8 protein-coding genes are annotated in these 13,644 nt (G+C 64.3%); 5 read left to right on the forward strand and 3 right to left on the reverse strand.

All coding sequences use genetic code 11. The features are described from left to right. The first annotated feature begins 14 nt into the window (after nucleotides 1–14). From ACXAF3_RS08205 to cobN, 3 genes are read left to right on the forward strand one after another with little or no spacing between them, the layout of a single operon-like run. Complete coding sequence (locus ACXAF3_RS08205; protein WP_475111807.1) at nucleotides 15–545, forward strand: MotA/TolQ/ExbB proton channel family protein; 531 nt, start codon at nucleotides 15–17, stop codon at nucleotides 543–545. Then, entirely contained in the window at nucleotides 545–919 is a 375-nt protein-coding gene (locus ACXAF3_RS08210) for a DUF2149 domain-containing protein (RefSeq protein WP_475111808.1), read from the forward strand. The genes ACXAF3_RS08205 and ACXAF3_RS08210 overlap by 1 nt, the downstream gene beginning before the upstream one ends. 2 nt (nucleotides 920–921) lie before the next feature. After that, nucleotides 922–4,863, forward strand: coding sequence for a cobaltochelatase subunit CobN (gene cobN, locus ACXAF3_RS08215; protein ID WP_475111809.1), 3,942 nt, complete (start codon nucleotides 922–924; stop codon nucleotides 4,861–4,863). A 225-nt stretch (nucleotides 4,864–5,088) separates the two neighbouring features. Here the strand turns inward: cobN and ACXAF3_RS08220 are convergent, their stop codons facing one another. Further along, the gene (locus tag ACXAF3_RS08220; RefSeq protein WP_475111810.1) at nucleotides 5,089–5,571 is read right to left on the reverse strand and encodes an Lrp/AsnC family transcriptional regulator; all 483 of its coding nucleotides are present in this window, start codon (nucleotides 5,569–5,571) and stop codon (nucleotides 5,089–5,091) included. 302 nt (nucleotides 5,572–5,873) lie between these two features. On the opposite strand from ACXAF3_RS08220, the gene ACXAF3_RS08225 reads away from it, so the two are divergent. Beyond that, nucleotides 5,874–9,398, forward strand: coding sequence for an indolepyruvate ferredoxin oxidoreductase family protein (locus tag ACXAF3_RS08225; RefSeq protein WP_475111811.1), 3,525 nt, complete (start codon nucleotides 5,874–5,876; stop codon nucleotides 9,396–9,398). Between the two features lie 183 nt (nucleotides 9,399–9,581). Then, complete coding sequence (locus ACXAF3_RS08230) at nucleotides 9,582–9,977, forward strand: glycine zipper family protein (RefSeq protein ID WP_475111812.1); 396 nt, start codon at nucleotides 9,582–9,584, stop codon at nucleotides 9,975–9,977. Nucleotides 9,978–10,141: 164 nt separating this feature from the next. On the opposite strand, the gene ACXAF3_RS08235 is transcribed toward ACXAF3_RS08230, so the two are convergent. Then, entirely contained in the window at nucleotides 10,142–11,854 is a 1,713-nt protein-coding gene (locus ACXAF3_RS08235; protein WP_475111813.1) for a thiamine pyrophosphate-dependent enzyme, read from the reverse strand. A 26-nt stretch (nucleotides 11,855–11,880) separates the two neighbouring features. Beyond that, entirely contained in the window at nucleotides 11,881–13,563 is a 1,683-nt protein-coding gene (locus tag ACXAF3_RS08240; protein ID WP_475111814.1) for an FMN-binding glutamate synthase family protein, read from the reverse strand. Nucleotides 13,564–13,644: the final 81 nt, after the last annotated feature.

A 13,644-nucleotide genomic window follows, 5' to 3' on the forward strand; every position in this document is an offset into this window, starting at 1 on the left:
AGACGAGGTGCCCCTTGAATATCTCCGCAATCGAAAATCTGATGGCCAGTGTGGCCGACCTGTTTATGGTCCCGGTGCTGCTGGCGATACTGCTGCTGTTTGTCTACGCCCTCTACGCCTGCGGGCGCTTCCTGTCCCTGTGGCTACTGCGCCGCAGAAACGCCGTCACCTACCGGCGCGCGCTGGGGCGGGGTGAGCTTCGGTGGCTGCCCGGATACCAGGTGCACAACTACTATGTGCGCAATCCCGGGGTCTGTGACGACGAGCTGGAGGTTTTCGCGCTGAAGAAGCTGGAAATGCTGCGCATGGCCACCCGCATAGCGCCGATGCTGGGCTTGATCGCAACGATGATCCCGATGGGGCCGGCGCTGCGCGCACTGGCGGACGGCAATATCCAGGGTATCAGTGAAAACCTGATCATCGCCTTCGCCGCGGTGATCTGGGGCCTGGCCATCTCGACGCTGACTTTTTGGCCGGCGTCGGTGAAGAAGCGCTGGTTTGCCAGTGAGCTGATTAATATCCGCAAGCTGAAGGGGGCGGGCTGATGCGCTTTCTGCACGAGGACGAGGAGCTCAACCCGATACTGAGCGCGGTCAACCTGATCGACGTGTTTCTGGTGGTCATCGCCGCGCTGCTGATCGCAATCGCGCAGAACCCGCTGAACGTCTTTTCCAGTGAAAAGGTCACTGTGATCAAAAATGCCGGCGAGCCGAATATGGAAGTCATCGTCAAGGAGGGCAGGGAGATCAAGCAGTACAAGTCCACTGGCGAAATAGGCTCCGGCGAGGGCACCCGCGCCGGCGTCGCCTACCAGATGGCCGACGGCAGCCTGGTGTATGTGCCCGAGAGTAAGGGTGGAGACAGCAAGGGCAAGGCGCTGGCCGAGGGCAGTGCGACTCACGGTGCCGGGAGCAAATAACGATGAAGAGAAGTTTTCTGTCTGTGCTGGGGCTGCTGGTCGGGCTTCTGCTGTCGGTGCTGGTACAGGCCGGCGAAAAACCGAAAGTACTGTTGATGATGTCCAGTCATACCGCCAAGGCCAAGGGCGATCTGCTGGCCGAGCTGGCCGAAGACCAGCCCTTCGCGCTCGAAGTATTCAATGGCAAGGGCAAGAGCGAGGAGGAGATAGAGCGGGCCTGGGTATCCGCCGATCTGATTCTGTTCGACGGTATCAACCCGGCCCTGTCCCAATTTATGTTCGGCAAGTACCAGCCGCTGCTGGACAAACACCCGCAGGTGCCGGTGATCTCCCTCGGCGATCTGGACAACGCGGCCATGAACCAGGGGTTGGCGGCGGTGCAGCGCGCGGCCATAGGCAGCTATTTCAGTAACGCCGGGCGCCGGAATTACCGCAACCTGATGCTGTACCTGTCCTCCGCGGTGTTCGGCCTGTCCGGCGAGGTGGCGCCGGCGCCGATTGAGGTGCCGGAGGTGGGGCTCTACCACCCGCGCTACGCAGATAAGGTCACCGACAGGGAAGAAGCGTTTTTTGACTGGCTGCGTACCGGTGACAAGCAGCCGCTAATTGCCATCGCGATGCACCGCTCCGTGGTCGATTACGAACAGCAGCAGGTGGTGGATGCGCTGATCCTGGGCCTGGAGAAAAAGGGGGGCAGGGCTTTCGGTTTCTTCTTCGAGGGCGAGGATCTGCCGCTCAGCTATCCGGAGCTGCTGCAGGACGAAGACGGCGAGACCCGCGTCGATCTGATTATCAACTACCGCGCACTGCACTATGTCAGCAAGCGCCGTGCGGAATTCGAAAAACTGGGCGTGCCGGTGATCCACGCGCTCAACTACACGGAGGGCAATGAGGCCGCGTATCTGGCCGACAACAGCGGCGTCTCCCCGTCGCTGACCCCCTTCTTCCTGGTGATGCCGGAGGATACCGGCAGCATAGATCCGCTGCTGATCGCGGCCACCGACAAGGGTGTCAAACGGGTTATGCGGGACCAGCTGGATGCGCTGATCGAGCGCGCCTGGAACCACGCCAGCCTGGCGCACAAGCCGAACGCACAAAAAAAAGTCGCGACCTTTATCTGGAATTATCCCCCCGGTGAAAAAAATATCGGCGCGGCCTTCCTCGACGTGCCATCGTCGATCGAATCCATCGCCAGGGAGATGAAATCCCGCGGCTACCGGATCCAGCTGCGGGACTCAGAGACGCTGATCGACTGGGCCGGCCAGCTGCTGCGCCCCTACTACCGGCGCGAGGACAGCGCCGCGCTGATCGACAAGGGGCTGGCGGACTGGCTGCCGCTGTCCACCTATCGCGAATGGTTCGACGCGCTGCCCGCCAGTGTGCGCGAGCCGATCGTCGAGCGCTGGGGCGAGCCAGAAGGCAGTGCCATGCTGGCCGAGCGCGACGGCGAGCGGGCCTTCGTGATTCCGCGTATGGATCTCGGCAACCTGATAGTACTGCCCCAGGGCCTGCGCGCGGATAATGCCGCGGATCACGCCTCCCTGTATCACGATACGAAAACGCCGGTAAATCACGCCTACCTGGCGCTCTACCTCTACGCGCGCCGGACCTTCGGCGCCGATGCCTATATTCACCTGGGCACCCACGGCTCCCAGGAGTGGCTGAGCGGCAAGGAGCGCGGCCTGTCGGTGTACGACGCCCCCAATCTGGCCGTCGGCAATATTCCGGTCTTCTACCCCTATATCATCGACAATGTCGGCGAGGCGATGCAGGCCAAGCGCCGCGGCCGCGCCACCATAATCAGCCACCTGACGCCGGGCTTCGCCAAGGCCGGCCTCTACGCCGAAGTGGCGGCGCTTTCCGAGCTGGTGGGCAACTACCTGCTGCTGGAGGAGGGGCAGACCAAGCAGAACACCCGCGAGCGCATTGTCGCGCTGGCAGAAGCGCTAAATCTGCTCGAGGATCTGAAAATGTCGGCGCAGGAACTGGCCGCGGATTTCGACGGGCAGCTGAGCCGGCTGCAGGATTACCTGACCCAGCTCGCGGATATGAGCCAGCCGCTCGGCATTCACCGCTTCGGCCAACTGCCAAAGTCCGAGCATCTGACCAGCACCCTGCTGCAGATGCTGGGCGACGACTTTATGGCCGCCGCCGGCGAATACGAAAAGCAAAACGGCCTGAGCCTGCCCGAAGAACAGGCCCGCGATGAGCGCAAGGTGGTGGCGCTGGAGGCACAGCCCGGCTACCAGCTGTTGGACGCCTATTTATCCGGAAAGCTGTCCGCTAAAAAACTGCCGCAAAGCCTCGGCGAGCAGCTGCGGACCGGCCGCGACTACCGGGAAAATTTCGAGAAAATTGCCGAGCTGCAAAACCTGATGCTGGCCCTCGACGGCGGCTATATTCCGGTCAGCCACGGCGGTGACCCGATCCGCAATTCTCAGGCGGTGCCCACCGGGCGCAACCTGATCGGCTTCAACCCGGCCAAGGTGCCGTCCAAAGAGGCCTATGAGGCCGGCGTACAGCTGATGGAGCAGACCATCGCCGACTACCGGGCAAAACACGGCCGCTTCCCGGACAAGCTGGCCTTCTCCCTCTGGTCCCTGGAAACCATGCGCCACCAGGGCGCGCTGGAGGCGCAGATACTGCACGCCCTGGGTCTGAAACCCAAGTGGAACCGGCAGGGCAATGTAGTCGGCACCGAGGTGATTCCCTATGCGGAACTGAAGCGGCCGCGTATCGACGTGGTTATCTCGGCCACCGGCCTCTACCGCGACGCCTTCCCGAACGTGATGCTGTGGCTGGCGGAGGCCATCGACAAGGTGGCGCAGATGAAGGAGGACAACAACTTCGTCTACCGCCACGCCCAGGCGCTGAAGCGGGAATTGCTCGCTGAGGGCAAAAGCGAGGAGGACGCGCAGTACCTGTCCTCGGTGCGTATCTTCTCCAACGAGACCGGCAACTACGGCACTGGCCTGAACGGCGCCAGTTTGGCTTCCGACAGCTGGGAGACGGATGACAAGTTGGCGGATCTCTATATGCGCCGCATGGGTTTCGCCTACGGCGCGGACGAGTCGCGCTGGAGCGAGGACCAGCGGGGCTCCGACCTGTACGGCAGGGTATTGTCCGGCACCGACGGCGTCATCTTCTCGCGCTCCACCAATCTCTACGCGATGCTGACCAACGACGACCCCTTCCAGTATTTCGGCGGTATCGGCCTGGCGGTGCGCAACCTGGACGGCGCGACGCCGGAGATGTACGTGTCCAACCTGCGCCGCAAGGACAATATCAAGGCGCAGACGCTCGGTGAATTTATCAATCGGGAGATGCGCAGCCGCTATTTCCACCCGCGCTGGATACAGGCGATGCAGGAATCCGGCTACGCCGGTGCCACTGCGATACTGGACCGTGTCAACAATATGTGGGGCTGGGAGGTGATGACCCCGGAGACCATCCGCGACGACCAGTGGCAGGAGATGTTCGAGGTCTATGTGGATGACAAATACCAGATGGCGATGCGCGAATTCTTCGAGGCGCACAACGCCGAGGCGCTGGCGCAGATACTGGAGCGCATGCTCGAGGCGGTGCGCAAGGGCTACTGGGACGCGGATGCGGAAACCCTGAAGAAGATGGTGGAGACCTATACAGAACTCGCCGAGGAATTCGACGTGGCCACCGACAACGGGAAATTCAAGGCGTTTGTCGGCGAGCAGGCGGTCGGCTTCGGCCTGGCGCCGCTGGTCAGTGGCCAGGTGCCGGAAAACTCTCTAGTACCGGAGGCCGCGCCCGCCGCGCCGACTAGGCAGGTCAGCGGCCAGAAGCTGGCGCGGGTGGAGAAGCCTTCCGGCGATGACGATGCGCAGATCTACCTGTGGTTGCTGTTGCTGGGTATTGTGCTGGCCGGCTTCGCCAGCAACTGGGCCGAGCGGCGCCCGGTTGCGGCCTGACCCCGCGAAGACCTGGAGAGGTTGGAACGAACCTTGTGTTCGCCCTGGAGACGGTGGGCCGTACGACTAAGTCGATGCGAAGGCCCTGATGCCGGTAGCTGTTTGCGGGACTGTCTGCGAGAGGGATCTCGCAGACAAGCCTACAGGGATGTATTCACGGCGTGTCCCGCAAACAGCTACCGGCAGCAGGGCCGCCCCGCCGCTCCTACAAATTCGAAACAGGGATTATTTTTCCAGCAACTGATCCAGCGGCAGCTCGGTGCGGTAGCGCACCTGTTTCAGCGAAAAGCTGCTCTTGATATGGTCGATACCCGGCAGCTCGGTGAGTTTCTTGTCGAGGAACTCCTGGTAGGCCTGCAGATTCGGCACCACGACCCGCAGCAGGTAGTCGAAGTCGCCGGTCATCAGGTAGCACTCCATCACTTCCGGCCACTGGCCGATCACCGATTCGAAGTCCTGCAGCTCCTTCTTTACCTGGTGGTTCAGGGTCACCTGGATGAACACGCTCACCGGCAGGCCGACCTTCTCCGGCTCCAGCAGCGTCACCGCGCGTTTGATAAAGCCCTGTTCGTGCAGGTTCTTGACCCGGCGGGAGCAAGGGGAGGGGGACAGGCAGACCTTCTCCGCCAGTTCGATATTGGGAATGGTGGCGTCCCGCTGCAGTATCTCCAGGATTTTCTTATCGATGGCATCCAGTAAATAGGCCATTGTTCTATTCCGTATCTCTTCAGTAGGTGATTGTACCGGGTCTGGGGTTGAGGCTGGTCCGGGTGATTCGCGCTGCCGGCGGCTGGCCGGACCGGGGTGCAGGCGCCAGTCGCGCTTTGACTTGCATTCCCCAAAACGGTGCCAATTGAGTGATTCGTTGCCGTTAGCAGCCAGTCTTTGGTGACTTGTGTCAGCATTATGCCTTATCAGGGTCTATTTTGGTATGACCTGCTTCGCCGCGCGGTGTTAATTTTACCGGCAAATAAAAAACCAATAACGATTGAGTTGGCGAGGTGGTACCCATGGCGATGGTCGAAAATGATCGGGAGCTGGGCTTCGATAGCGAATATTCCCTCAAGGCCGCGTTTACCCGCGATAGCGGGCGGGTGTTTCTGACCGGGATTGACGCGCTGGTGCGCCTGCCCATTATGCAGAAGCAGATGGACGAGCGGGACGGGCACAAGACCGCCGGTTTTATCTCCGGCTACCGCGGCTCGCCCCTGGGCGGCTACGACCAGGCCCTGTGGCGGCACAAGAAGCTGCTGGCCGAGCGGGATATCCACTTCGAGCCGGGTATCAACGAGGACCTGGGCGCGACTAATATCTGGGGCACCCAGCTGCTGGATCACTACCGGGAGCAGGCGACCCGCGACGGTGTCTTCTCCATCTGGTACGGCAAGGGCCACGGCGTCGACCGCAGTGCCGATGTCTTCCGCCAAGCCAATATCCAGGGTACCTCCAAACTGGGCGGCGTGCTGGCCCTGTGCGGCGACGATCACACCGCCGAGTCCTCGATGTTCTCCCACAACACCGACCAGATCTTCGAGTCGGTGATGATGCCGCTGCTGTTCCCGGCCACCATTGACGAATACCTGACCCTGGGTTTGGCCGGTATCGCCCTGTCGCGCTTCTCCGGCCTCTGGGTCGGCTTCAAGACCATCACCGAGACCGTCGAGGCGGGCGCCTCGATCGTCGTGCCGGAGCTGCCGCAGTTTGCGCGGCCGGCGGACTTCCCGATCCCGCCCCACGGCCTGAACTACGATCCGCACCTGAACTGGCCCGCCGAGCGCCTCGAGTACGAGCGGCGCATGCTGGAGGAGCGGCTGCCGGCGGCCCAGGCCTTCGCTTACGCGAACAGGCTGGACAAGACCGTCGTCGAGGCGCCGAAGAAGCGCTTCGGCATAGTCACCGTCGGCAAGGCCCACGGCGACCTGCTCGAGGCACTGGAGCTGCTGGAGCTGAGCGAACGCGATCTCGAGGAGGCCGGCATCTCCATCTACAAGGTGGCCATGAGCTGGCCGCTGGAGCCGCGCGGTATCGGCGCCTTCGCCGACGGCATGGAGCGATTGCTGGTGGTCGAGGAGAAGCGCCCGCTGGTGGAAGATCAGCTGAAGAAGCTGCTCTACGACTGGGCCGACCACAGGCGCCCGAAGGTGGTTGGCAAGAAGGATCTGAACGGCGACGATCTGCTGCCGGCCATCTGGGGCTTCGGCCCGGATCGGGTGGCTGTGGCGATCGCGCGCTGGCTGGCGGATACCGAACTGGCCCAAAAAATAGTTCCGCTGGCGGAAAAGCTCGGCGGCAATGTGCCGGCCAGGGCCCAGGGCCTGCTCGCGCGCGAACCGATTTTCTGTGCCGGCTGCCCGCACAACACCTCCACCAAACTGCCGGAAGGCAGCCTCGGCAGCGCCGGTATCGGCTGTCATATTATGGCGCTGGGCAAGGGCCTGCGCACCGACACCTATTCCCATATGGGCGGCGAGGGCGCCCAGTGGGTGGGCCTGCACCGTTTCTCCTCCGCCTCCCATATCTTCCAGAATATGGGCGACGGCACCTACAACCACTCGGGCCTGCTGGCGATACGCCAGGCGGTCGCGAGCCGGGTCAATATCACCTACAAGATTCTGCTCAACGACGCCGTTGCGATGACCGGCGGCCAGCCCGCCGACGGCGAGGTGACGGCGCCGAGACTGGCCGCGCAGCTGCTGGCTGAGGGCGTGCGCGAAGTGGTTCTGCTGTCCGAGAACCCGGACTACTGGCTGAAAAACCGCAGCGAATTGCCGCCCGCGGTGGAAATACTGCCGCGCGCGGAGCTGGACGCAGTGCAGCGCCGCCTGCGCGAGACCGAAGGCGTGACCGCGATCATCTACGAGCAGGTGTGTGCGGCGGAGAAGCGCCGCCGGCGCAAGAAAAAACAGATGGCCGATCCGCCCACCCGGCTGCTGATCAATCACCGCGTCTGCGAGGGTTGCGGCGACTGCAGCGTGCAGTCCAGCTGTATCGCGGTGGAGCCGCTGGAGACGCCGTTCGGCCGCAAGCGCCAGGTGAACCAATCCAGCTGTAACAAGGACATGCGCTGCGCCGACGGCTTCTGCCCGAGCTTCGTCTCCGTCGAGGGCGGTGAACTGAAGAAGCCGGCGCTCGCCTCCCTGGCGGATGCGCTCGACGTAGCCATCGCCGGCCTGCCGGCCGCGCCCCAGGCGAGTCTGGACAGGCCGCTCAGCATTCTCGTCGCCGGTATCGGCGGCAGCGGCGTGCTGACCGTGGCCGCGCTGCTGGGCATGGCCGCGCACCTGGAGCAGAAGGGCAGCACCACCCTGTATTTCACCGGCCTGTCGCAGAAGAACGGCGCCGTGGTCGCGCATGTGAAGGTGGGCGCGCGCCCGGAGAGCATCACCACCGCGCGCATTCGCGACGGCGCCGCGGAGCTGCTGCTGGGCTGCGATATGGTCACCGCGGCCAGCCAGCGGCCCAAGTTCGCCGCGGGCAAGATGCGCGCGCTGGTCAATACCGCCGAGGTACCGGTGGCCGCGTTTGTTCGCGACCTTGCACAAGGCGGGGAACTGGCCTTCCCGGCGGATGCGACCCAACAGAGTATCGAATCCCTGTGCGCCGAGTATTTCGCCTTCGATGCGAACAAATACGCCCAGGCGCTGTTCGGCGATACCGTCGCCAGCAACCTGATGATCATGGGCTACGCCTGCCAGAAGGGGCTGCTGCCGATCGGCGAGGCGGCGCTGGAGCGGGCCATAGAGCTGAACGGCGTCGCGGTGGAGAGCAATCTGCGCGCCTTCCGCGCCGGTCGCCTGTTGGCGGTAAACCCCAGGGTGGTGGAGCAGCTGGCGGTACCGGCGCAGCCGGTGAAGTTGGTCGAGCCGCAGGAGACGGTCGAGCAGCTGATAGCGCGCCTGGCGGCGGAGCTGACCGAGTACCAGAACGCCGCCTACGCGCGCCACTTCACCCGCAGCATCGAGCGCTTGCACGCGGCGGAAAACAAACTGCCGCACGGCGACGGGTCCCTGACCCGCGCGGCGGCCAACAGCCTGTACAAGGCCATGGCCTACAAGGACGAATACGAGGTCGCGCGCCTCTACAGCGGCGAGGACTTCCGGCGCCAGCTGAAGGAGATCTTCACCGGTGACTACAAGCTCAAGTTCCATATGGCGCCGCCGCTGCTGGCGCGCCCGGATGCGAGCGGCAGGGTGAAGAAAATGCAGTTCGGCCCCTGGGTGGGCAAACTGATGCCGCTGCTGGCCAGAGGCAAGGTACTGCGCGGTACCGTCTTCGATCTGTTTGGCTACACCCGCGAGCGGCGCGCCGAGCGCGACTGGGCGCGCCAGGTGCACGGGGCGGTCAACGCCGTCGCGGCGCAGTTGAACAGCGACAATGTGGCCGCCGCGCGGGAACTGCTCGCGCTGCCGCTGCAGGTGCGCGGCTACGGCCATGTGCGCGAGCAGAAGTACGCGCAGGTGCGCGAGCGCTGGCAGCAGCTACTGAGCCGCTTTGTCGACGACAGCGGAGCCCAGCTGGCGGCCAGCGCCTCCTGATCCCCCCTGTAGGAGCGGCCAAGGGCCGCTCCTACAGGTCTTGCTTTGTCCCTCTGGTCACCGTTTTTCCATCCCGCAACTGGCGCCTTCTTCCACCTGCAGCTAAACCTAAAGATGAACAGGGCGACATTGCGGCGCCAAATTTTTTGCGCCGCGGCGAATCGAGGTCGACGGGAGTATCAGATGAAGTTTGCAGTTGCAGTGGCCATCGGCATCGGCACCGCATTGACGTTTGGTTGCGCCACGCAGCCGGAACAGGTGCCCGGCGCCGGCGGCATAGTCATCGACACCTACGGCGTGAATATGCGCCAGTACCAGACAGACCTGGCGGACTGCAGGAATCTTTCATACGCGGCGCGCGCCGATGAGGGGCGCAGGGGCGTGACCCGCGCCGCCGGTGGCGCGCTACTGGGCGGTGCCCTGGGCGCGATTATCGGCGATAGCAGCAGCGCGGCCGCCGCCGGTGCCGGCGCCGGCGCGGTGTTGGGTGGCGTATCCGGTGTCGGCAGTGCGCACGTGGAGGCGGACCGCATTACCAGAAACTGTCTGCGCGGTCGCGGATATCGCGTACTGAATTGATCTTTTTCTGATCGGGGCGGTCAAAGCATCACTCTGTCCTTTGATATTCGGCAATCTCACAGGACTTGGCTGGAGCCGGGAAACCCCCGGCTCTTTTTTTTGTCTGCGTTTCGATCGCGAACCCTGCGCCCGTTGTGGGAGCGGATTTTCGCCGGCGCACCGGCTCAGCGCAGGAAATTGTCTTTGAGCAGATCGATCACCTCGTCCCCGCGCGCGCTGAGCAGGGCCTTGAGCCCGAACAGGGCCGTGGACGAGACCTGCTGCGCGGTAACTTTCGGTGGTACCACCAGTTCCATCCGGTTGACCGGCACATCCAGCAGGGCCGGGCCGTCCGCCGCCAGCCAGCGCTCCATGGCCCCGGCCAGCTTGTCCGCTGCGTCGACCCTCTCCCCCCAGAGTCCACAGACTTTCGCCAGCTGGCCGAAGTCGGGATTCTTGAGCCCGGTAAAACAGTCCAACTGACCCTCGATCCGCTGCTCCATTTCGACGAAGCCCAGGGAGCCGTTGTTGAATACCAGCAGCTTGACCGGAATCTGTTCCTGCACCAGCGTCAGCAGGTCGCCCAGCAGCATCGTCAGTCCGCCGTCGCCGCACAGGGCGATGACCTGTCGACCGGGGTTGGCCCTGGCAATACCCAGCGCCTGGGGGTAGGCGTTGGCCATGGTGCCGTGCAGCAGGCTGGTCAGGAAGGCGCGCCGGCCGTTCGCCCGCAGGTGGCGCAGCAGCCAAACCATGGGTGAGCCGCCGTCGGCGGTGAAAACGGCGTCCTCCGCCGCCAGGCTGTCCAGCGTGTGGGCTGCAAACTGGGGATGGATCAGTCGGGGGTCCGGTTCCTCGCCGCGCTCGGTCAGCGTCTCCAGGTCTTTGTGATAGCGGGATCGCAGCTCATGCAGAAATTGCGTGTCTTCCCGCCGCGCCAACCTGGGCAGCAGGGCCTCGATGGTGGCGGCGACATCGCCCACCAGCCCCATGTGGACCGCGGTGCGGCGGCCGATGCGGGCGGCATCTATGTCCACCTGCACTATGGTCGCCCCCTGCGGATAGAACTGGCTGTAGGCGAAATCCGTGCCGAGGCACAGCAGCAGGTCACAGGTCATCACCGCGCGGTAGCCCGCCGGATTGCCGAGGATGCCGTTCATGCCGACGTTGCAGGGATTGTCCGGCTCAAGAAACTCCTTGGCGCGCGAGGTGTGCACTATCGGAGCGGCCAGGTGCCGGCCCAGTGCGACTACCGCCTCGCGGGCGCCGCGACAACCGATACCGCCGTAAATGGTGATCCGCCGGGCCTGCCCGAGCAGTTCCGCCAGCTTGTCCAGCTCCCGGTCCACCGGTCGCACCAGCGACTGCGGCCGGTGCACCGACCAGGGGATACTGTCACCGGCTTTCAGCTTGAAGGTGTCGCCATTGACGATGACTACTGCCACCCCGCGCCGGGTGAGTGCGGCCTGCGCAGCCTGGGCGACGATACGCCTGGCCTGGTCCGGGTGTGATAGGGTTTCGCAGAATACCGAACACTGCTCGTAGAGCTTCTTCTGATCCACCTCCTGCGGGAAGCCCAGTCCCTGTTCCGGGCGGTCGACATTCGAGGCGATCAGCAGCACCGGCGCGCCGTTTCGATGGCTTTCGTAGATGCCGTTGAGAAAGTGCAGGCTGCCGGGGCCGGCGGTGCCGGCGCAGACGCTCAACTCGCCGCTCAGGTAGGACTCGCCGCCGGCGGCGAGGGCCCCGACTTCCTCGTGGCGCACATGGATCCACTCCATCTTCGAGCGCCGCACGGCGTCGGTGAAGTGGTTGATGGTATCGCCGACGATGCCGTAGCAGCGCTTGGCGCCGGCCTGTACCAGGGTATCGACGATGATCTCCGAAACGGTCGACATGGAACCTCCGTGTGTTTTGGCGGTGCTCAGCGGGGCGTTCGCCGCAAGTCGGCGCAGTGCTCGCGCTCCAGGTCGATGGCGGGTTTGAAACTGTCGGCGCGGGCGGCGCGCCACCAGTGCGCGTAGGGCGTTTTTTCGGGTTCTTCGAGCAGCGCCTTGTCGCCGAGAAAATGCCAGACCTGGTCGACGGGCAGGGATTCGGTGGCACTGATGCGGTGAAAGGCGTGGTGGGGCTGCAGCTGACTCGGATGGGTCAGGCCGGCGGCGGCAACTATGTCGCCCAGCGTGGCCAGGGTCCTGGCCTGGAAGGTCGCGGCCCGCTGCGCCTGCACATCCACGACCAGCCCCCGCTGGCGGCGCGGATCCTGGGTGGTGATGCCGGTGGGACAGGTATCGGTATGGCAACGCTGTGCCTGAATACAGCCGATGGAGAACATGAACGGGCGCGCGGCGTTACACCAGTCGGCGCCGATGGCGAGGCACTCCGCCAGCGCCGCGGCGGAGTAGATCTTGCCGCTCGCCGCCAGGCGCACGCGATCGCGCAGCCCGCTGCCCACCAGGGCGTTGCGCACTGCTACCAGCCCGTCGCGCAGGGGCATGCCCACCTGGTTCGACAACTCCAGCGGCGCGGCGCCGGTGCCCCCTTCGGCGCCGTCCACCACGATAAAGTCGAGCAGTATGCCGGTTTCGTGCATGGCCTTCATCAGGGCCAGCACCTCGTACACATGCCCGACACACAGCTTGATGCCCACCGGTTTGCCGCCGGACAGTTCGCGCATCCGGGCGGCGAATTCCAGTAGTTCGATCGGCGTGGAGAATGTCGAGTGGGCGCGGGGCGATACGCAGTCTTCGCCCACGCGGACCTTGCGCGCCTGGGCTATCTCGGCGGTGACCTTTGCGCCCGGCAGCACGCCGCCGTGACCGGGTTTGGCGCCCTGGCTGAGCTTGATCTCGGTCATCCGCACCCGCTCGTCGCAGGCCTGTTCGCGAAACAGTTCCGGATCGAAATGACCGTCGTCCCTGCGCGCACCGAAATAGCCGGTGCCCAGCTCCCACACCAGGTCCCCGCCGTGTTTGCGGTGGTAGGGACTGATGCCGCCCTCGCCGGTATCCTGGTAGAAGCCGCCGATCGCCGCGGCCTTGTTGAGCGCTTCTATCGCCGCGGCGGACAGGGCCCCGAAACTCATCGCCGAGATATTCAGCAGCGCGGCCGCGTAGGGCTGCGAGCAGCTTTCCGTGCCCACCTCCACGCGCGCGTCGGTTTGCGGCTTTTCCGCCGGGGCGATCGAATGGGCCAGCCAGGAATACTCTTCGGAGTCCACGTCGTACTCGGTGCCGAAGGGGTGCAGGTCGGAAGTGCCGTCGGCGCGGGCGTACACCAGGCGGCGCGCCTCGTAGCTGAAGGGCTTGCCCTCTTCGTCGCCCTCGACCACGTAGGCCCTCAGGTAGGGCCGCAGGTTGAGCGCCAGCCAGCGGATACGTGTGGCCACCGGGTAGTTGCTGAGGATGGTCGAATAGCGCTGGGTCATGTCGTAGGCGCCCAGCGCCAGCAGCGACAGGCTGGCGAGCAGGCCGATCAGCCACCAGGGGCTGGCAAGGACGGCGAGCAGCAGGAAAAGCGGCGCCGTCACTAAAGCGGCGAGGGGAATGATGGCGCGCTTGAGCCCGTTTCTGCCGGCATAGGCGCGCAAGACTTCGGCAATCTTCATTCAGAGCGGTCCGTTGTCTGCGCTGGAGGGTGCAATAACAGAGTGTTGTTATTGAAACTAGGTTATTTTCGCGGACCCTGC

It is taken from the genome of Microbulbifer sp. ABF4_143 (assembly GCF_056160225.1).

Excerpts from the sequence above, each read along its gene's own strand:
- ACXAF3_RS08210 (WP_475111808.1), top strand. The coding sequence starts at position 545 with ATGCGCTTTCTGCACGAGGACGAGGAGCTCAACCCGATACTGAGCGCG.
- cobN (WP_475111809.1), top strand. The coding sequence starts at position 922 with ATGAAGAGAAGTTTTCTGTCTGTGCTGGGGCTGCTGGTCGGGCTTCTG.
- ACXAF3_RS08220 (WP_475111810.1), bottom strand. The coding sequence starts at position 5,571 with ATGGCCTATTTACTGGATGCCATCGATAAGAAAATCCTGGAGATACTG.
- ACXAF3_RS08225 (WP_475111811.1), top strand. The coding sequence starts at position 5,874 with ATGGCGATGGTCGAAAATGATCGGGAGCTGGGCTTCGATAGCGAATAT.
- ACXAF3_RS08230 (WP_475111812.1), top strand. The coding sequence starts at position 9,582 with ATGAAGTTTGCAGTTGCAGTGGCCATCGGCATCGGCACCGCATTGACG.
- ACXAF3_RS08235 (WP_475111813.1), bottom strand. The coding sequence starts at position 11,854 with ATGTCGACCGTTTCGGAGATCATCGTCGATACCCTGGTACAGGCCGGC.
- ACXAF3_RS08240 (WP_475111814.1), bottom strand. The coding sequence starts at position 13,563 with ATGAAGATTGCCGAAGTCTTGCGCGCCTATGCCGGCAGAAACGGGCTC.